The organism is Pseudomonas poae RE*1-1-14, from assembly GCF_000336465.1.
Lineage (GTDB): Bacteria > Pseudomonadota > Gammaproteobacteria > Pseudomonadales > Pseudomonadaceae > Aquipseudomonas > Aquipseudomonas poae.
The window spans coordinates 514328-532652 of record NC_020209.1; the positions used below are offsets into that span (position 1 = coordinate 514328).

Here is an 18325-nt window from a genome sequence, read left to right on the forward strand (position 1 = left end):
GTGTACCGCGTTTTATTTGATTGGAGGCGCTTCGCACCCCAGCGCGGGGCAAGCGCGCTCGCCACAACAAGCCCGCTCGCTACAGAGCCCCCTTCCACAGGGGCATTGCGGTGCGGGGGTTAGAAGGTGGTGCGCACGCCAACCTGCACGCTACGCCCCGGCGCCGGGGCGATGTCGCGCAGGATCGAGCTGGCGTAGCGCACCGTCTGGTTGGTCAGGTTTTCACCGTTCACGAATGCCAGCCATTGGCTGCCCCCCATGTTGAAGTGATAACCGGCGCTGGCGCCCAGGGTGGTGTAGCCGTCGGTGCCGCTTTCGTTGTCCGGCACGCGGCCCTGGCCAGCGGCATGTTCCACGTCGATGCGTGCCTGCCAGCGGTCCAGCTCCCACAGCAGGCCGCTGCTCATGCGCAATGGCGCAATGCGCGGCAGGGCTTCGCCGGTGTCGAGGTTGGTGGCTCGGGTGTAATCGCCCGACAGTTCCAAAGCGAACTTGCCGTAGGCACTTTCGCCGAGTTTCCAGTGATCCTGGGCTTCGAAGCCGGCGAAACGGGCCCGCACGCCGGAATAGGTGTACTCGGGGATGCCACTCGGGTCGGCGTCGCCTTCGTCATTCAAGGTGCGACCGGTGCCCAGCAGACCGATGTAATTGGAGAAGTGGCTGTAGAACACACCGAAGCTGCCTTTGTGGGTGCCATTGTCGAAACGCAGCGCCAGGTCGCTGGACACCGCTTTTTCTTTCTTCAGGTTGGCGTCGCCCTGTTCATAGGTGCCGGTGGCGACGTGGGCGCCGTTGGCATACAGCTCGTAAAAGGTCGGCGCGCGCTCGGTGTAACCCAGGGTGGCAGCCACGGACCAGATCGGTGTCAGCGTGTACACCGCGCCCGACGACAGGCTGCCGGCGGTGAAATCGTTGCTGTTGTCGGCGGCGGCAAAGCGGGCGTTGCCCTTGGCATCCGGGTCGACGCGGGTGTGTTCCAGGCGCCCGCCGAGGCTGAGTTTCAGGCGCTCGGTGGCTTGCATTTCTTCAAGAATAAACAGCGCGGCGGCATTGGTGTCGGTCTGTGGCACGAAGGCTTCTTCACCCAGGGCGGAGAACTCGTTGCGCGTTACCTGGGCGCCGACCACACCGTCGAGCGGGCCGATGGGCTGGTGGCGCGCTTCAACGCGGGCTTCGTAGCCCTTGTTCTTGAAGATTGTGCCGGTCTCGCCGCCCTCGATTTCGCGGTGTTCATAGTCGGTGTAACCCGCGTCGAGTTTTACCGAGGTAAACGGGCCTTGCAGGTTGCGGATCTCGGAGGCGAAGGCGTAGTGGTCCTGCTTCATGCGGATACGCACCGCCTGTTCGGCCGGCGAGCCGTAGTTGGCGTCGTAGGTGCTGTAGGACAGCCCGGCATAACCGTCGTCCCAGGTGTAGGAACCGCCCACGGCACCGCCGTCCTGGCGTCCGTCGCTGTTGCCCAGTCGCCCGTCTTTGCCAGGGCCGTCCTCGCTGACCGGCGCATGGCGGCTGCGTGCGAAACCGGGGATTTTCAGGTCGTCGAATTCCCGCGCGTTGGCGTCCAGGTGCAGGGCGAAGGCGCCATTGCCGGCTTCCAGTTTGCCTGCGCTGCTGCGGGTGGTGTCGGCGCCGCCGTAGCGCAACTCGCCGGCTCCATGGATGCCTTCGATGGCTTCGGTGGGGATGCGATTGTCAAAGGTGTTGACCACGCCGCCGATGGCGCTGCCGCCATACAACAGCGCTGCCGGGCCGCGCACGATCTCGACGCGCTCAACGTTGACCGGGTCCAGCGGCACCGCGTGGTCGTAGGACAGCGATGAGGCATCCAGCGCTCCCACGCCGTTGCGCAGGATGCGAATGCGGTCGCCGTCCTGGCCGCGAATGATCGGTCGACTGGCGCCCGGGCCGAAGTACGAAGACGACACGCCCGGCTGCTTGTTCAGGGTTTCGCCAAGGCTGCCTTTTTGTTGCAGGGTCAGGTCGTCGCCTTCGAGCACGGTGGTGGGCGAGGCGAGCTGCTGGCTGCCCAACGGGTTGCCGGTGATGACCTGGGGTTGCAGCTCAAGGGCGTGGGCTTCGGAGCAGATCAACAGGGCGGCAGCGAGTGGAGTCAGGCGCCACAAAGAGCAAAGAGACATCGTACATTCCTTGGTAAAACGTTTGATATTTGTAGTTACAATATAACATCTCTTTTTTCGCCGAGAAGGGGAACTTTTTACCTGGATCGGCGCGGTGGTAAGGTGTGCCCCCTTCGTGATCATTTCCTTGATAGGCCCTGCATGACCGCAACACACAACGACCCTCTCCACGGCGTGACCCTGCAACACGTCCTCACCACTCTGGTGGAACACTACGAATGGTCGGGGCTTGCCGAACGCATCGATGTGCGCTGTTTCAAGAGCGACCCGAGCATCAAGTCGAGCCTGACGTTCCTGCGTAAAACGCCATGGGCGCGGGAGAAAGTCGAAGGGTTGTACGTCAAGTTGATGCGTACCAAACGTCCGCTGGACTGAGCCGATGAAGCGTTTCATTGCGGCGGCGGCGCTGGCCGGCTGGGTGGGATTGGCGATTCAGCAGTACCTGATTTTCCAGTCACGCTGGGAGACGGGCGCCAGCCTGCTGGGTGGGCTGGTGAATTTTTTCAGTTTCTTCACGGTGCTGACCAACACCCTGGCGGCGGTGGTGCTCAGCTATGCGCTGGTGCCACGGGAGGGTGCCGCCAAACGGTTTTTCCTGGCGCCCGGGGTCAGCAGTGCAATCGCCGTGAGCATCGTCTTCGTCAGCCTGACCTATAACCTGCTGCTGCGGCATTTATGGAGCCCGCAAGGCTTCCAGTTCATTGCCGATGAACTGCTGCACGATGTGATGCCGCTGCTGTTCTTCATTTACTGGTGGCGCTGCGTACCCAAGGGCGTTTTGGGTTTCAGGCACATTGCGGGGTGGGTGATCTACCCGCTGGTGTACTTCGGCTATGCGATGCTGCGCGGGGATTTGCTGGGGCAGTATCAGTACCCGTTCATCGACGTGGGCACGTTGGGTTATCCACAGGTGTTTGTGAATGCCGGGGGCATTCTGCTGGGGTTCGTGCTGATCGCGTTGGCGCTGGTGGGGTTGGACAAATATTCAAAGGCTCGTGCGAACTGATGCGGGCCTGTTGTGGCGAGCGGGCTTGCCCCGCGTTGGGGTGCGAAGCGGCCCCAGTCCAGCAAAACGCGGGGTACCTGATACGGCTCAGTGCCTGGTTTTGGGGCTGCTGCGCAGCCCAACGCAGGGCAAGCCTGCTCGCCACGGAGTTACAGCGTCGAGTCTTTCACAGGGTCTGGCTCAGGCTTCGTCGCTGCCTTGCGCGCGCCAGTAGCCGGCGGCCTTGAGGAATTCTTCGTTGACCAAGTGGGTGTCCAGCAGTACGCGTCGCACTTGTCGCGACAGCTTGGTTTCGGTGGCGACAAAGCTGTACAGCGAACCGCCGGGCAGGGTCAGGTTCTGCACAGTGTCGAGCAGGTCATCCTGGCCGCGCACTACCCAGATCACCTGCACATCGGCCGCACTTCGCAGGGCCTGTTTCTCCGCCGTGTTCTCGATTTCAATCACCGCCAGCGCCTGGCGCCCGGCCGGCAGTTCTTCAAGACGTCGGCCAATGGCCGGCAGCGCGGTTTCGTCACCGATCAGCAGGTAGCTGTCGAAGATATCCGGCACGATCATCGAACCCCGTGGCCCGCCGATGTGCAGGTGCTGGCCGACCTTGACCTGCTCGGCCCAAGTGGACGCGGGGCCGTCTCCGTGCAGCACGAAGTCGATATCCAATTCACCCGCATCCAGGTCAAAGCGCCGTGGCGTGTAGTCGCGCATGGCCGGTTGTGGGCCATCGCCTTTGATATTGAACGTGGGGCTTTCAAGGGCTGCTTGCTCGGCGGCGTTCTGCGGGAACAGCAACTTGATGTGGTCGTCGCTGCCCAGGCTCACGAAACCGGCCAGCTCCGGCCCGCCCAAAGTGACGCGGCGCATGCGCGGGGTGATGTCGACCACGCGCAGCACCTCGAGGCGACGACGTTTGATTTCATGGGTCACGCGATGAATGGCTTGGTTATTCATTGGTCCTTCCCGTCAGCAATGGCTTGCGCGGTGCGGTTGAGCAGCGCCGCGACACGTTCGATTTCTTCCGGGCTCCAGCGCCCGTGGTGCGAATGCAGGGCATGGCGCACGTTGTGCACCGCCTCATGGATCTGCGGCGGGCGGTCCTGGCCGCGCAGCGAGCGCTTGCTCACATCGATGCGCATGCGCACGCCGTCCAGGGCGACCGCTTGTTCGCCAAGGAAGAGACGACCGGCGTCGGTGATTGTGTAGCGTTTTTTGCCGCCGTCGGCGTCGCCGCTGATCAATTCGCTTTCTTCGAGAAAGGTCAGGGTCGGGTAGATCACGCCAGGGCTGGGGCTGTAGGCGCCGTCGAACAGGCCCTCGATGCGGCGGATCAGGTCGTAGCCATGGCATGGCTGCTCGGCGATCAGCGCCGGTAGCAGCAATTTCAGGTCACCCGGTGCAAACACCCGTGGGCCTCGGCCCCCGCGTTCGCGGCCTGGGCGTCTCTCAAAGCCGTCGGGGCTGTCGTGATGAGGATGATGATGCGCTTTCATGTCTCTGCTCTCCGTCATGGTTAGATACAACTTAAGATATATCTTAAGGCAATAGCAAGCGGTGCTGACGGACGGTCACGTTGCCCCGCAGGCCACGTTCATATCTGGATACGCGTTGTTTAGTTCATGTAAGTGCAACTTGTAATACCGTTCTTACAGTCGCAGTTGTGCGCTAATAGTGCTCGATAACTCCAAGTAGTCCATTTCTTACAGTCAAATTATAAGTTTTGGCAAAGTGCCAGTTTTTTCCCATAAGTTGTATTGACGTTCGACTAATCGAGTAAGCGAAACACCCTGCTTACTTCCCACGGCTAACTCAGGATACTTCTCCGGCGCTGATCGAGCGCCCTGTTGTCAATGCAACTTGTTGGAAAAACACGGAAGCGTTTCCGTGTCACTGGCCCTTAACACCCGCTGATGTTTCAGGGGCGATGAGGGCCGGGCTCTCTTACTGGCATTTTTATTAGATGGATATGGGCAATATGAAAACCAAAATGAAAACCGCGCTGTTGGCTATCGCTGTGTTGGCAGGTTCGGCGTCTGTTCAGGCGGCGGATGGAACAGTGACGTTCACCGGTTCAGTGCATTCGGGCGCTTGCTCCATCAAGCCTGAGTCCGTCGATCAAACCGTTCCACTGGGCGCCATTGCCAAGCATCAGTTGCAGTCCGGAGGCCAATCCAACCCTCGGCCGGTGCTGATCAAACTCGAAGGCTGCGATTTGTCCGGCCTCACCGACAACACCGTGACCACCACCTTCACCGCAGCGCCGTCGACTGTCGTGCCGGGTGCGATCGGCACCGTCGGCAGCGCCGGTGGCGTGGGCATCATGATGAGTCACGGCGGCAGCCTGGTTGAACTGGGCAAGCCGACCGCGCCGCAGATCATCAGCACCGGCGACAACACCCTGGAATTCGGTGCCTACGTGAAGGGCGCCGCCACCGACCCGATCATTCCAGGTGATTTCAGCGCGGTCACCAACTTCACCCTGGCTTACCAGTAAGTCCTTTCCCCCGTCGCACCGGGTGCGGCGGGGGGAATCTGGCGGGAGATAACGGTGAAAACATTCATAAGTCTCGCTGTCGCCTGTTCCCTGATGAGCTTCACCAGCCTTGGCCTCGCGTCATCCCAGGGCGAAGGGCTCGTCACGTTGGGAGGGCAGGTGATGGACTCGGCCTGCGGGCTGGAACTGGCCAGTCGTGACCAAACCATCGAAATGCCGCCCGAGCCTGTCGGCCGCCTGTTGCGCAATACGCAGGGGGAGGCTCACCCCTTCGAGCTGCGCCTGGTCAATTGCTCGTTGAGCCGTCCCGATCCATTCCGCCCTGGCGCGAGCCTGCCGGATTGGGAGCACCTGCGCGTGATGTTCGACGGTGCCAGCGACATGGGTGGGCGTGCCTTTGCGCTGTTTGGCGAATCCCAGGGCGTTGCGCTGGATATCACCGATGCGGACGGTCACGGCAGCGTTCCAGGTGAACCGCTGCCGCGCAAACCGTTGGTTGAGGGTGACATGACCCTGCACTTCACGCTTCGTCTGGTGGGTAACGGACGCCCGATGGTTGTCGGGCCTCATCGTGCCGCTGTGCGGTTCAAGTTGGAATACTTTTGAAGATTGATGGGTTGCTTGAATGTGGAATACGTCGAAGGTCAGAAATACGCTTCGCCCCAGTCTCTTTGGCGGGTTGATGACACTGGCAGGAACAGCGCTTGGGGCAGGAGACATCGAGTTCAATACCGATGTTCTTGATCTGAGTGATCGCACCAATATCGATTTGTCTCGGTTCGCGCGCAGCGGGTTTATCCTGCCGGGCACCTACTCGATGGTCGTGCAGTTGAATGGCCAGGCTATTCCTGAGCAATCGGTGGCGTTTTACGCCCCTGACGATGATCCGAAGGGGAGCCAGGCCTGTTTATCCGCAAGCCTTGTCGAGCAGTTGGGTATCAAAGCGGCCGCAGCGGCCAAGTTCACCTGGTGGAGAGACGGCGAGTGCCTGGACACGCAAAGCCTGCCCGGCATGGAAGTCACTGGCGACCTGGCCACCTCCACGCTGACGATCAGTTTGCCCCACGCCTACCTTGAGTACAGCGCCATCAACTGGGACCCGCCCGCGCGTTGGGACGAAGGCGTGCCAGGGCTGCTGGTCGACTACAACCTGACGGCGCAGTCCAACTACCGAAGAAACGACGGCACCCGCAACAACCTCAGTGGCAACGGCACGGTGGGCGCCAATGCCGGCGCCTGGCGCGTGCGCGCCGATTGGCAGGGGCGGGTCGAGCGCGCCAGCGAAGGCGCCTACGGCAATCAGAAGCTCGAATGGAGCCGCTACTACGCGTACCGCGCCATTCCTGCACTAAAGGCGCGCCTGGTAGTGGGCGAGGACTACCTGTATTCGGACCTGTTCGACAGCTTCCGCTTTACCGGTGCCTCGCTCAATTCCGATCAGAGTCAGTTGCCGCCCAACCTGCGCGGTTACGCCCCCGAAGTGGTGGGCGTGGCCAAGACCAATGCCAAGGTCATCATCAGCCAGAAGGGCCGCGTGCTCTATGAAACCCTGGTGGCCGCCGGCCCGTTTCGTATCCAGGATCTGCACGACGCGGTGACGGGCTCGCTGGATGTGCGGGTCGAAGAACAGGACGGTTCGGTGCACAGCTTCAAGGTGGATACCGCCGGCGTGCCTTACCTGACGCGACCTGGGCAGGTGCGTTACAAGCTGGCGGCCGGGCGACCGTCCAACCTGCAGTACGGCGGCGACGGCAACATGTTCGGCACCGGGGAATTCTCCTGGGGTGTCAGCAACGGTTGGTCGTTGTTTGGCGGCGGCATGACGGACAACAACTATCGCGCCCTGTCCGTCGGGGCCGGTCGCGATCTGCTGGCCTTCGGCGCCGTGTCGGTCGACGTCACCCAGTCCCACGCCCAACTCTGGGGCGATACCCTCACGGGCAAATCCTACCGCCTGCAATACTCCAAGAACTTTGAGGAGTACGACAGCCAGGTGACGTTCGCCGGTTACCGCTTCTCCGAGAAGAACTTCCTGAGCATGAGCGAGTACCTGGACGCCCGCCATTACGGGTTGAACGGCGAGCGGGCGGGCGGGCGCGGCATGCTCAACGAGCACGGCGAGTACGTCGAAAGCTGGAAGCCGATCGGCGGCAGCAAGGCGCTGTACACGGTCACGGTCAACAAACAGTTTCGTGACCTTGGCGCCACGGTCTATGCCAGCTACAACAAACAGACCTACTGGAACCGGCCGGACACCCAGCGCTGGAACCTGTCGCTGTCGCGCTACTTCAACGTGGGCAGCGTCAAGAACATGAGCCTGTCGCTGAACCTGTACCGCAGCCAGGAATACCAGCACCTGGACAACGGCATGGCACTCACGGTGAGCCTGCCGCTTGGGCGCACCGGCACCCTGGCGCTGGATGCCAATCGGGCCGGCGGCAACAACACCTTTTCATCGCGCTACAGCGACCGCATCGACGAGCGCAACAGCTACCAGTTGAGTGCCAGCAACCGTTCGGCCAGTGCGTACTTGAGTCACATGGGCGATCAGGCCGACATCGACCTCAGCGCCAGCACACAGGAAGGCGATTACCGCACCCTCAGCGTATCGGCTCGCGGCGGTGGCACGCTCACGGCCCAGGGCGGGGCGCTGCACCGTACCGGCAGCACCGGCGGCACGCGGTTGATGGTCGATACCGGTGGCGTGCCCGATGTACCGGTGCGCGGGTACGGCTCGCCGACACGCAGCAATGCGTTCGGCAAAGCGGTGATTTCCGACATCAGCAGCTACCAGCGCACGGCGGCGAGCGTCGACCTCGAACGCTTGCCGAGCAACGTCGAAGCCACGCAGTCGGTCACTCAATTGACGCTCACCGAAGGGGCTATCGGCTACCGATCCCTGGACGTGATCGCCGGCGCCAAGGCCATGGCCGTGCTGCGCCTGGCCGACGGCAGCGCACCGCCGTTCGGCGCCACGGTGAAAAACGTCAAGCAACAGGACACCGGCATCGTCAATGACGACGGCAACGTTTACCTCAGTGGCATCCAGGCCGGCGACGTGATGATCGTCAGTTGGGGCGGACGCGAGCGCTGCATCCTCACGCTGCCTGCCGTACTGCCCGCCGATGGTTTGACCGATGCCCTGCAACTCGGCTGCCGCCCGGTAGCCGCTGAACAATCCTCGCCCGAGCCAGCCGCGCTGCCCGGGAAGCCCCTCGACATGGAGAACACCGCCACATGATGCTCACTACGCGTTTCACCCTGCTGGTCCTGGCTTTACTGGCCCTGAGCGACAGCGCCTACGCCGCCGTTGGCCTGGACCGCACCCGCGTGATTTTCGACGGCGGCAAGGAAGCCACCAGCGTCAATATCACCAACAACAATACCCAGTTGCCGTACCTGGCCCAGGGCTGGATCGAAGATGAAAGCGGCAAAAAGATCACCTCGCCGCTGATCGTGCTGCCACCGGTGCAGCGCCTGGAGCCGGGCAAACAGAGCCAGGTGAAAGTGCAGGCGTTGCCGGCGGCCAAGTCGCTGCCGCAGGACCGCGAGACGGTTTACTACTTCAACCTGCGCGAGATTCCGCCACGCAGCGAAAAGGCCAACACCCTGCAGATCGCCTTGCAGACCCGGATCAAGCTGTTCTATCGCCCGCAGGCGATCACGCCCAGCCAGCAGGACTTTTCCAACCCCTGGCAGCAGAAGCTGACCCTGACCCGCGAAGGCGAGCACTACAAGGTCAACAATCCGACCCCGTACTACGTGACTCTGGTGGACGCGCGCAGCACCAAAGAGGGTAAAACCGTGGCCGGCTTCGAGCCGCTGATGGTGCCGCCCAAAGGTGCGCTGACCCTGGGGCCGACCATCCAGGCGCTGGGCAAGACGCCGTACCTGGCTTACGTGAATGACTACGGCGGCCGCCCCGTGCTGGCCTTCACCTGCACTGGCGACACGTGCACGGTCGACGTGCAAGCGTCAACGCCCACTCAGTAATGCCTGCTGCTGGAGAACGTCATGAAGTCGCAACGTATGAACGTGCTGGCAGGGCTGTTACTGGCCTTTGCGGGGGGCGCGCAGGCCGAGGATGTCGAAGGCATGAACGGGGTGTTGAACATTCTCGGGTCCATGCACGAGGCGCCATGCAGCCTTGAAATGAACTCGATCCACCAGACGGTCGACCTGGGTGCGGTGTCGACCAGCCAATTGCAGCGGCCCGGCGATCAAGCCAAAGCCAAGGCCTTTCAACTGCGCTTTCAGGATTGCCAGCGCACGGCGGGCAGCATTCGCAGTGAGCGCACCGGCAACCTGACCTGGAGTGCGTATCAACCGGTGGTGTCGGTGGCGTTTGTCGCGCCCGCCGATGCCGATGATCCGCGCCTGGTCAAGGTGCGGGGCATCAGTGGCATGGGGCTGCAGCTCACCGACGCCCTGGGCCGCGATGTGCACCTGGGGCAACGGGGCGAGCCGCTGCTGTTGCCCATGGGGTCAAGCACAATGACCTGGCACGTACGACCCACGCGCACCGCCGCGCCGTTGAGCAGCGGGGCCTTCAAGGCCGTGGTGGATTTCAGGCTCAATTATGAGTAAGGGCAGAACAATGGCTAAGTTAATCGGCGCTGGTGCCACGCTGGCGGGAGGCTGCCTGTTGTGGGCGCTCGGCCAGGGCGTGCAAGCCGACACCAACCTGATCATCCGCGCGACGATCATTGCGCCGCCGCCGTGCGTGATCAACGGCGGGGGCACGCTGGATGTGCCGTTTGGCAACGACCTGCAAACCTCCCGGGTGGACGGCGTCAATTACCGTCGCAACGTGCCGTACACCGTCACCTGCGACTCGCCGTTCAGCAACGCGCTGACGCTGGAACTCAAGGGCACCGGGGCGGCATTTGACAGCCGTGTGTTGTCGACGCGCAAGCCTGACCTGGGCGTCAAGCTGTTCGTCAATGGCGCGGACTGGCCGTTGAATACAAGGGTGAACTTCACCCATCCCAACTTCCCTGTGGTGCAGGCAGTGCCGGTCAAGCGCGCGGGCAGCCGCCTCACCGGCGGCGCATTCGACGCCGCCGGAACACTGGTGGTGGATTACCAATGAGAACGCAAAAAGAGAAACGATCAATGACAGGTTGGCCGCCGCGAGCCGTGCTCGCCCTGTGCACCCTCGGCCTGTGCAATGGCGCCTGGGCCAACCTGACGTTCAGCGGAACGCTCAACGAACCGCCGCCCTGCACCATCGACGCGGGCAACACCATCGAAGTCGATTTCGGCGATGTCGGCATCAAGCGCATCGACGGCGTGAAATATCGCCGAGGGCTCGGCTACACCATCAGTTGTGGCACCGACACGCTGCCCTGGGAGCTGCGCTTGAGCATCAAGGGCACCCCCACCGGGTTCGATGGTGCGGCGGTGCAGACCAGCGTGCCGGCCCTGGGCATTCGGGTGTTCCAGAACAACCAGCCGTTCGCGCTGAATGCGCCGATGGACATCAGCCTGTCGTCACCGCCGACCCTGGAAGTGGTGCCCGTGCAGCAGCCCGGCGCGATTCTGGCGCCCGCCAGGTTCACGGCGGTGGCCACGCTGCTGGCCGAATACGAGTAGGAGTGGGTCTATGCGACATCCAATTGTTGAAAAAGCCGCAGGGGCCGTGCTGCTCATCATCGGCTTGATGCCTGTGGGCCATGCGGCGGACAACCTCAGCTTCAAGGGCAACCTGGTGGAAGAGGCCTGCACGATCCGCCCCGGCGACGAGGCGATCACCCTGGAACTCTGGGACCTGACCAGCAAGTACCTCTACCTCAACACGCGTTCGGTGGGGAAGGGCTTCCAACTGCATCTGGAGGACTGCGACACCAGCGTCGGCAACACCGTCACCATCACCTTTGGCGGCCGCGAAAATCGCGAGCTGCCCGGCTTGCTCGCACTGGACAGCGGCAGCGGCGCGTCGGGTATCGGGGTGGGCCTGGAGACGCCGAGCAGCAAGCCATTGCCGCTCAACGCCACCAGCGACGAGCAGGTGCTGACCAACGGCGCCAATGTGATCGAACTCAAGGCCTACGTGCAGGGCGAACCCAAGGCCATCAGCGACCAGACCATCGGGCATGGCGCGTACACGGTGACCTCAACGTTCACCCTCGATTATCCCTAGTGCGGGTCCACCTCGAATACCTTCCAGGCGCGCCCCGCATGGCGTGCACTGACTGTTCGCCAGCGGCGTCTGGTTGAGGAGCAATGTGAGATGAAAATGAACCGACTGCCTGGAGCCTTGGTGCTTCTTGTGCTGATGAGCGGCGCGGCGACCGTTGAAGCCGCTCAATGCCGTGTGAACGGTGGGCCATGGCGACAGGTGGACACGGGCGGGACCCTGACCTTTCAGGTGCCCGTGACCGTCCGCGTGGGGGCGGACACCTCGCGTATTCTGCTTGAGGGCGCGCGACTGGATTGCCGATTCACGCCCTACGGTTTCCCAGCCTGGTATACGGACCATTGGTCTACGTCGGCTCTAGCAGGCGCGCCCTGGACGCCCGGCCCAAAATTCATCAATCAGGGCACGGGTCTTCGGATTAACGGGGGGTACTACAACACGCCGGTGCCCTTTGGCATCCGTATCGCAAACATGCCCAACAACGCCGTGGGTGTGCCCGTGGATGCAACCCCCTATATTTTGATACGCAACAACCCCACCAACCCGATTGACGTGCGAATAGGCGATGTCCTTGGCGTGCTGCGTCTCAGCCAGACAAACAACTACGACTCCTCGCGCACAGGCCTCAGTCTCACGTACACCGCCGCCAATAACTTCGCGAATTCCCCGTCGTCCTGCACGATCAACAATAACAACCCTATCGAGATCAACTTCGGCAACGTCCCGCAGCGCGCCATCGGCACCGATCCGCTGACCAGCTCTATCGTGAGCAACCGCAGGCTGACTTATTCCTGCCCGGACGCAGGGATCACCACGCCCATCACGATCACCTACAAAGGCACCTCTTCGTCATTCGATTCACGTCTGTTGATGATGACCAACCCCAACGTCGGCACGGCGATGGTCCGCGCGGGCGCTGCGGTCCCGGTGAACGGCTCGTTCCTGACGCGCATCACCAACAGCGTCGGCGGTGACGACGTAACGTTCTCGCTGGTGCGCCGCAACAACGCGATACCCACCGCCGGCGCCATCAGCGGCAGCGGTGTACTGGTGATGGGCGTGCCCTGAAACACGTTAACTCATGGATTCCCACCTCGTCCGGCAGGGGCAGCGCGCGCATGGACTGTTCGTGCTGGCCCTGCCGCATTAAGCAAGCAACGAGAGATGAAAATGAAACAACTTAAAGGAGCTTTCGGGCTTCTGCTGCTGGTCGGCGTCAGCACCACCGCGCAGGCCGTCGATTGTCGGATCAATGGCGGCGCCTGGTTTACGGGTAACCCGAACATGCAGGTGCCGGTGACGGTCACGCTGAGCGCCGACCGCACCCGCATCATGCTCGAAGGGGCACGACTGGAGTGCCGCTATTCACCAGGACAGGGCCCCGCCTGGGGCCAGGACTACTGGAGGACCGGCAACTTTTCGGGCGCACCCTGGACCCCAGGCCCCAAGTTCACCGGCCACGGCACGGGGCTGCGCATCAACGGCGGGTTCTATAACTCCCCGGTCCCGTCGGGCATCCTCATCGCGACCCTGCCCAATGACAAGCAGACTTACCCGATCAACGTCACCCCCTATATTCTGGTGCGGGCCTTTCCGGCCAACCCGATCAATGTGCGCGTCGGCGACAACCTCGGCATGTTGCGTCTCACCAGTTCGAACAACTGGGATGGCAGTCAGCCGCAACTGAGCGTCACTTACACCGCCGCCAACAACTTCGATATTTCGCCGTCCACCTGCACGATCAACAACAACGCGCCGATCGAGATCAACTTCGGCAATGTCCCGCAGCGTGCCATCGGCACCGATCCCCTGAGCACCACGATCGTCAGCAATCGCAGGCTCACCTATGCCTGCCCGGATGGCGGGGTGAACTCGCCCATCACCATCACTTACAAGGGCACGTCGTCTTCGTTCGATTCGCGTCTGTTGATGATGAGTAACCCGAACGTGGGCACCGCCATGGTCCGCGCAGGTGTTGCCGTCCCGGTGAACGGCTCGTTCCTGACCCGCATCACCAACAGCGTGGGTGGCGACGATGTGACCTTTGCGCTGGTGCGGCGAAACGGTTCGGTACCGACTGCCGGTGCCACCAGCGGCAGCGGTGTGCTGGTGATGGGCGTGCCCTGAGCCACCCTGCACCGCCAATTCCCGCAGGAGCGAGCTTGCTCGCGAAAATCGTCAACGCTGACGCGCTCATCCTGGATGTACGCGGCGTTCTCGGATTTTTCGCGAGCCGGCTCGCTTCTGCGTTTTTGAAGGGCGCGCGCGACGCGTGTTGATAATTGGTAATGGGTTGTTTAGTTATTGTTAGCGTCTTTTGTAATACGGTTCTTACAGCGGGCAGACTAATTAAGCGGTTCTCGGTTAGTTGCAGGTAGTCCTTGTCTTACAGGCGTTATTAAAGTTTTGGCAAAAGGCCATTTTTTTTCTGATGAGTTATGGGTTGTTCGGCTACTTGGTTAAAGGAAATCGCCTGCTTACTTGCCGTTGATAGGCTCGGATACTTGTTCGGCATTGAACGAGTGCTTGGCGGTCAATGCAACTTATTGGAATTGCCGCGTCGGCGGTTCCGTGACGCTAAAAGCTTCTGATCAAAGACAGGTACTCCGTCATGTTCAAAAAACTCGCCCTCGCAGCACCTTTAGTTGCAGTGTCCCTGGGCTCTTCCATGGCGTTTGCCGCCGACGATGCACGTTCCTCCATTCAGATCACTGCCGATATCCCCACCAAGCAATTTCACGTGCTGCCACGGGACCCCAACTTCGGTAAAGACGAACGAATGAACTACAACCCCGTCAGCGGTGAACTGAGTTCCCTGCGCGGCACGTATGACGTGAAGAACACCGAAGGTTCGGTTCACGCCTACATCGAAGGCGGCACCACCGCGGCAGCGCTGTACAACGGCTCGGACAGCATTGCGCTGACCAACACCTTCAACGGCGTCGTGCTCACCGCCACTCCGCAGGAAGTGGTGGATGATCCGCAATCCACGCCTGGCACCCAGGCCGACCTGGTCATCACCCCAGCCAAGCCGGCCGACACGCAAAACGGTCTCTACACCGCCAACTACACGGTGATCTTCGACGCCGTGCCGCGCGCGACGCCATAAGCGTTAACGCGTGACGTGTCACGCCCTGGGCTCGCGATGCGCCCGGGGTTTTTAGAAGGGTCGGCGTCTGCTCCTCTGCGCCGGCCCGGTTTTTTATGGTCCCGATAGTTCGTACTGACGAGAGCCCCGTTCATGTATTCGATGACGCCTGTTGCCGGTGCGTTGCTTCTATTGGCATGCGCCAGTGCCATCGCTGCGCCTGTGTCGCCCGGTGCTGCACCGGGCAGCCTGTTGCTGCAATCGCGAGAACTTCCCAAGGAGTTTGAGCAACACTTTTTTGATGTGCCATTGGCGGTGCGCGTCGAGCTGGATCAGCAATTTTTGGGCGAAGCGATGATCGTACTGGGACGTGATGATCGCATTACCCTGCTGGAATTCACCGACACCGCCGACAGCAAGATCAGCCCGACCGAGCGCGACAACTGGCAACAGATCCTGCAAAACGGCATGGCGCTGGGCGGTTGCGAGCGCAGTTGCCCATCCAGATTGCTGGCGCTGCACTACAGCCTGGACAGCTCGCTGGTGTCGATCCTTACCGAAAACGTTGAGCGCGGCACCGACCTGCAACGCTATTACGAGCACCCGGAAGCGGGCAGCCATGGCTTGATTGTCGATAACCAACTGAACCTCACCGGCGGCCAGGACGAAAACCTCGGCGGCCGCTACGGCTTGCAGGCCAGCGCCAGTCTGGGCAACTGGACCCAGGCGCTGAACCTGCAAGTGTCACGCTTGGGCGGCACCGACACTTCGCTGCGCCATGCTGTGCACGAGCTGTACAGCCAACGTGAAATGCAGGGTGATTTCCTGCGCCTGGGCTTTTTTACCCCCGGCTCCGATGGCCTGAACCGCCAGATCCGCTCGTTCGGTGCCAACCCGGATACCGCCGTGGGCGTGATGTTCGGCAGCTCGGACAGCCTGCTGGTCAACAACCCCAAGCCCAGCGTCTACCCGATCTATGTCACCGCCAGCCGCCAGGCGTCGGTGGAGATTTATCGCAATGGGCTGTTGATCAACAGCCAGCCGGTCGCGGCGGGCCTGCAAACCCTCGATACCCGGCCCTTGCCCGGCGGCATCTATGAAGTGCAAGTGCGTCTGATCGAAGACGGCCAGACCAGCGCCAGCAGCACCGAGCTGGTCTACAAACCCAACAACTGGCGCAACGCCGATGAGCGGTGGCGCTACAGCACCTTCATCGGGCGTGAAAGCAAATTGTTCAGCAACTGGGAGCAACAGGCGACCGGTAATCCCACCTACGGCGCGGGCCTCAATTACCTGGCCCACCCCCGCGTGATCCTGGGCCTGTCCAGCCGTAAAGTGCGTGACATGCTGCAGACCGGCACCTCCATCGACTGGAGCCTGGCCAATAGCACCAGCCTCTACGCCAATGTCTACCAGACTCAGCAGCATGGCACCGGCATGGACGTGCAAGGCTTGTACAGCTACGGCCAGGGCAGCGTGGTGCTCAGCCACAACCGCAGTTGGCTGGACAACCGCGACACCTACGAAATACTCGCCGACGGCACCCGCCTGCGCCAACGCACGCCCTTTGTCGGGCAGACCAGCAGCTCGTCGCTGTCGCTCAACCATCGCCTGAGCAACACACGTTCCGTCAGCGCCAGGCTGGCGCACAGCCAGGGCAATCTCAACGGCCTGGGGCTCGACCTCGGTTGGGCCCAGCGCGGCAAGTTGATGGGCAGCGACGCCAACTGGCGGCTATCGGTATTCGATCGTCCCGGCACCGCCAGCACCGGCGACAAACGCAACCGCGGCGTCGACTTGAGCCTCAGCCTGGCCCTCGGCGCGCCGGGCGAACAATGGTCCGCCAGCCTTGGCACGCGCACCGCCCGCGATGGCAGCCGCGACAACAACGGCTCGCTGAGCTACCACCGCGACTTGCAGGGCCACGTGCTGCAAAGCGTCGCCGCGACGGTATTGGCCGACACCTACGGCGTCGGCCTTTCCGGCCGGGGCAGCTTCCAGACCGACGCCGTATTTGGCGATGCTTTCGTGCAGCGCTCGTCCTTCAATAACAACCTCAGCGGCGGGCTCAACCTGGGCAGCACCCTGGCGGTGGGCGCGCAGAAGATGGTCCTGAGCAGCCAGCACCATGGGCGTGGCGCCGGGATGATCGTCGACGTGGAAACCGACCTGGAAGACATCCGCCTGCGCGCCGATGACCTCACCGGCGGCAGCGTCATCCTGCGGGCCGGGCGCAACTTTGTGCCGATCACGGCCTACAAGAACAGCACGTTGGGGTTCGATTTCGAGGGCAACCATCCGCCGGCGGCGAGTATCCAGCCGACCCGCACCCGCTATCACCTGAACAAGGGCGGGGTCGAGTACCGCAAGATCAGCGTGATGAAAACCGTCACCGTGCTCGGTCGCCTGCTGGACGCGCAAGGGCATCCGCTCAAGGGCCATCACCTGATCAATCACGCCAGCCGTGGGGTCAGCGAAGTCGACGGGTTCTTCTCCATGGAAATGAACACCAGCGTGCCGACCCTGGAAGTGCGCTACGCCAACCAGTTGCTCTGTCGCTTCCGTTTGGAACCCGATACGGCGCGCCAGGAAAGCGATGTGCTGATGATCGGCGACCTGCGCTGCACCCCCGAAACCCTGGCCGACGCCGTGCAGGCCACGCAACGCGCGGGTTGAAAGCTTTTTAACGTTATGAGGTTTTTAAATGAAATGTTTTCTGACGCTATGCGCCGCGCTGTTGTTGGCACAGGTGGCCCATGCCGGTCCGCAGATCAATGTGGGGGTGGTGTACGACTACCTGGAGGCCGGCAAAAGCACCTACATGAAACGGGTGTTCAATGGCGGCACGTCCACCGCCTTCGTCAAGGTCAACATCCTTGAAATGGTCTACGACGCCGATGGCAGCTACCGCGAAGTGCCGGTTAAAACCAGCGCCGACATCAGCGCGCGTGATGGCCTGATGGCCAGCCCGGCACGGCTGATCGTGCCGGCCAACGGCACCCAGGGCACCCGCTTGCTGTTCATGGGCAACCGCGACAGGGAGCGTTACTTCCGCGTGCGGTTCGTGCCGGTGGTGCCACAGACCGAGGATGAGTTCGCCATCAGCGAGGAGGAGCGCCAGGACTACAAGGACAGCCTGGCGGCGGGCGTGCGGGTGCTGGCGGGCTACGGCACGGTGTTTTTCGTGCGGCCCACTCACACCCGCTTCGACACCCAGGTGCAGGACGACACCACGCGCTATGCCTTGCACAACCAGGGCAACAGCGTGGTGGTGGTCGATGAGTTCAAGGATTGCGCCGTCGGCAACCCCCAGGACTGCCGGCCTACGATCAAGCACCACATCATGGCCGGACGCTCCTTCACATTCGATAAACAGCCGGGTCGCGTGTACCGCTTCAACCTGATCGAAGGCAGCGCGAAAAAAACCATTGAGATCGAAGGCTGAATCGCCGCACAGGAAAACCAC

18 protein-coding genes are annotated in these 18325 nt (G+C 62.1%); 15 read left to right on the forward strand and 3 right to left on the reverse strand.

The window, feature by feature from the left end; genetic code table 11:
• Window positions 1-119 precede the first annotated feature (119 nt).
• A complete protein-coding gene (locus H045_RS02355) occupies window positions 120-2138 on the reverse strand; it encodes a TonB-dependent receptor (RefSeq protein ID WP_041931422.1) in 2019 nt (672 codons plus the stop codon).
• Between the two features lie 141 nt (window positions 2139-2279).
• Between H045_RS02355 and H045_RS02360 the strand changes: the two genes are divergently transcribed.
• Window positions 2280-2513, forward strand: a complete 234-nt coding sequence (locus H045_RS02360) for a VF530 family protein (protein WP_015371321.1) — start codon at window positions 2280-2282, stop codon at window positions 2511-2513.
• A 4-nt stretch (window positions 2514-2517) separates the two neighbouring features.
• Window positions 2518-3144, forward strand: a complete 627-nt coding sequence (locus H045_RS02365) for a Pr6Pr family membrane protein (protein WP_003231507.1) — start codon at window positions 2518-2520, stop codon at window positions 3142-3144.
• A gap of 180 nt (window positions 3145-3324) precedes the next feature.
• On the opposite strand, the gene H045_RS02370 is transcribed toward H045_RS02365, so the two are convergent.
• Together H045_RS02370 and H045_RS02375 are read right to left on the reverse strand one after the other, a co-directional pair.
• On the reverse strand, window positions 3325-4092 hold the full coding sequence (locus tag H045_RS02370; RefSeq protein ID WP_015371322.1) for a siderophore-interacting protein: 768 nt from the start codon (window positions 4090-4092) through the stop codon (window positions 3325-3327).
• Window positions 4089-4631 carry a PadR family transcriptional regulator gene (locus tag H045_RS02375; protein WP_015371323.1) on the reverse strand — a complete coding sequence of 181 codons (543 nt, stop codon included), beginning with the start codon at window positions 4629-4631 and terminating at the stop codon, window positions 4089-4091. Before H045_RS02375 ends, H045_RS02370 begins: the two co-directional genes overlap by 4 nt.
• A 482-nt stretch (window positions 4632-5113) precedes the next feature.
• On the opposite strand from H045_RS02375, the gene H045_RS02380 reads away from it, so the two are divergent.
• The 13 genes from H045_RS02380 (at window position 5114) to H045_RS02440 (ending at window position 18304) form a co-directional block, all read left to right on the forward strand.
• Complete coding sequence (locus H045_RS02380) at window positions 5114-5632, forward strand: fimbrial protein (protein ID WP_003231503.1); 519 nt, start codon at window positions 5114-5116, stop codon at window positions 5630-5632.
• A gap of 54 nt (window positions 5633-5686) precedes the next feature.
• Complete coding sequence (locus H045_RS02385) at window positions 5687-6238, forward strand: fimbrial protein (RefSeq protein WP_032869937.1); 552 nt, start codon at window positions 5687-5689, stop codon at window positions 6236-6238.
• 19 nt (window positions 6239-6257) lie between these two features.
• Window positions 6258-8873: an outer membrane usher protein gene (locus tag H045_RS02390; RefSeq protein ID WP_041931423.1), complete on the forward strand. Its 2616-nt coding sequence runs from the start codon at window positions 6258-6260 to the stop codon at window positions 8871-8873.
• Entirely contained in the window at window positions 8870-9625 is a 756-nt protein-coding gene (locus H045_RS02395) for a fimbria/pilus periplasmic chaperone (protein WP_015371326.1), read from the forward strand. The genes H045_RS02390 and H045_RS02395 overlap by 4 nt, the downstream gene beginning before the upstream one ends.
• A gap of 21 nt (window positions 9626-9646) precedes the next feature.
• Window positions 9647-10219: a fimbrial protein gene (locus tag H045_RS02400; protein ID WP_015371327.1), complete on the forward strand. Its 573-nt coding sequence runs from the start codon at window positions 9647-9649 to the stop codon at window positions 10217-10219.
• Between the two features lie 10 nt (window positions 10220-10229).
• Window positions 10230-10724, forward strand: a complete 495-nt coding sequence (locus H045_RS02405) for a fimbrial protein (protein ID WP_003231498.1) — start codon at window positions 10230-10232, stop codon at window positions 10722-10724.
• Window positions 10725-10747: 23 nt separating this feature from the next.
• Window positions 10748-11227 carry a fimbrial protein gene (locus H045_RS02410; protein WP_015371328.1) on the forward strand — a complete coding sequence of 160 codons (480 nt, stop codon included), beginning with the start codon at window positions 10748-10750 and terminating at the stop codon, window positions 11225-11227.
• Window positions 11228-11237: 10 nt separating this feature from the next.
• The gene (locus H045_RS02415) at window positions 11238-11774 is read left to right on the forward strand and encodes a fimbrial protein (RefSeq protein WP_003231496.1); all 537 of its coding nucleotides are present in this window, start codon (window positions 11238-11240) and stop codon (window positions 11772-11774) included.
• Between the two features lie 96 nt (window positions 11775-11870).
• Window positions 11871-12839, forward strand: a complete 969-nt coding sequence (locus H045_RS02420) for a fimbrial protein (protein ID WP_157225381.1) — start codon at window positions 11871-11873, stop codon at window positions 12837-12839.
• 96 nt (window positions 12840-12935) lie between these two features.
• Entirely contained in the window at window positions 12936-13898 is a 963-nt protein-coding gene (locus H045_RS02425) for a fimbrial protein (RefSeq protein ID WP_015371330.1), read from the forward strand.
• A gap of 484 nt (window positions 13899-14382) precedes the next feature.
• Complete coding sequence (locus H045_RS02430) at window positions 14383-14880, forward strand: CS1 type fimbrial major subunit (protein ID WP_003231492.1); 498 nt, start codon at window positions 14383-14385, stop codon at window positions 14878-14880.
• Window positions 14881-15012: 132 nt separating this feature from the next.
• Complete coding sequence (locus H045_RS02435) at window positions 15013-17535, forward strand: CS1-pili formation C-terminal domain-containing protein (protein WP_015371331.1); 2523 nt, start codon at window positions 15013-15015, stop codon at window positions 17533-17535.
• A 28-nt stretch (window positions 17536-17563) separates the two neighbouring features.
• Window positions 17564-18304, forward strand: a complete 741-nt coding sequence (locus tag H045_RS02440) for a p pilus assembly chaperone (RefSeq protein WP_015371332.1) — start codon at window positions 17564-17566, stop codon at window positions 18302-18304.
• Window positions 18305-18325 lie beyond the last annotated feature (21 nt).

Coding starts and splice junctions, on each gene's coding strand:
- H045_RS02355 (WP_041931422.1), bottom strand. CDS start 2,138: ATGTCTCTTTGCTCTTTGTGGCGCCTGACTCCACTCGCTGCCGCCCTG.
- H045_RS02360 (WP_015371321.1), top strand. CDS start 2,280: ATGACCGCAACACACAACGACCCTCTCCACGGCGTGACCCTGCAACAC.
- H045_RS02365 (WP_003231507.1), top strand. CDS start 2,518: ATGAAGCGTTTCATTGCGGCGGCGGCGCTGGCCGGCTGGGTGGGATTG.
- H045_RS02370 (WP_015371322.1), bottom strand. CDS start 4,092: ATGAATAACCAAGCCATTCATCGCGTGACCCATGAAATCAAACGTCGT.
- H045_RS02375 (WP_015371323.1), bottom strand. CDS start 4,631: ATGAAAGCGCATCATCATCCTCATCACGACAGCCCCGACGGCTTTGAG.
- H045_RS02380 (WP_003231503.1), top strand. CDS start 5,114: ATGAAAACCAAAATGAAAACCGCGCTGTTGGCTATCGCTGTGTTGGCA.
- H045_RS02390 (WP_041931423.1), top strand. CDS start 6,258: ATGTGGAATACGTCGAAGGTCAGAAATACGCTTCGCCCCAGTCTCTTT.
- H045_RS02395 (WP_015371326.1), top strand. CDS start 8,870: ATGATGCTCACTACGCGTTTCACCCTGCTGGTCCTGGCTTTACTGGCC.
- H045_RS02400 (WP_015371327.1), top strand. CDS start 9,647: ATGAAGTCGCAACGTATGAACGTGCTGGCAGGGCTGTTACTGGCCTTT.
- H045_RS02405 (WP_003231498.1), top strand. CDS start 10,230: ATGGCTAAGTTAATCGGCGCTGGTGCCACGCTGGCGGGAGGCTGCCTG.
- H045_RS02410 (WP_015371328.1), top strand. CDS start 10,748: ATGACAGGTTGGCCGCCGCGAGCCGTGCTCGCCCTGTGCACCCTCGGC.
- H045_RS02415 (WP_003231496.1), top strand. CDS start 11,238: ATGCGACATCCAATTGTTGAAAAAGCCGCAGGGGCCGTGCTGCTCATC.
- H045_RS02420 (WP_157225381.1), top strand. CDS start 11,871: ATGAACCGACTGCCTGGAGCCTTGGTGCTTCTTGTGCTGATGAGCGGC.
- H045_RS02425 (WP_015371330.1), top strand. CDS start 12,936: ATGAAAATGAAACAACTTAAAGGAGCTTTCGGGCTTCTGCTGCTGGTC.
- H045_RS02430 (WP_003231492.1), top strand. CDS start 14,383: ATGTTCAAAAAACTCGCCCTCGCAGCACCTTTAGTTGCAGTGTCCCTG.
- H045_RS02435 (WP_015371331.1), top strand. CDS start 15,013: ATGTATTCGATGACGCCTGTTGCCGGTGCGTTGCTTCTATTGGCATGC.
- H045_RS02440 (WP_015371332.1), top strand. CDS start 17,564: ATGAAATGTTTTCTGACGCTATGCGCCGCGCTGTTGTTGGCACAGGTG.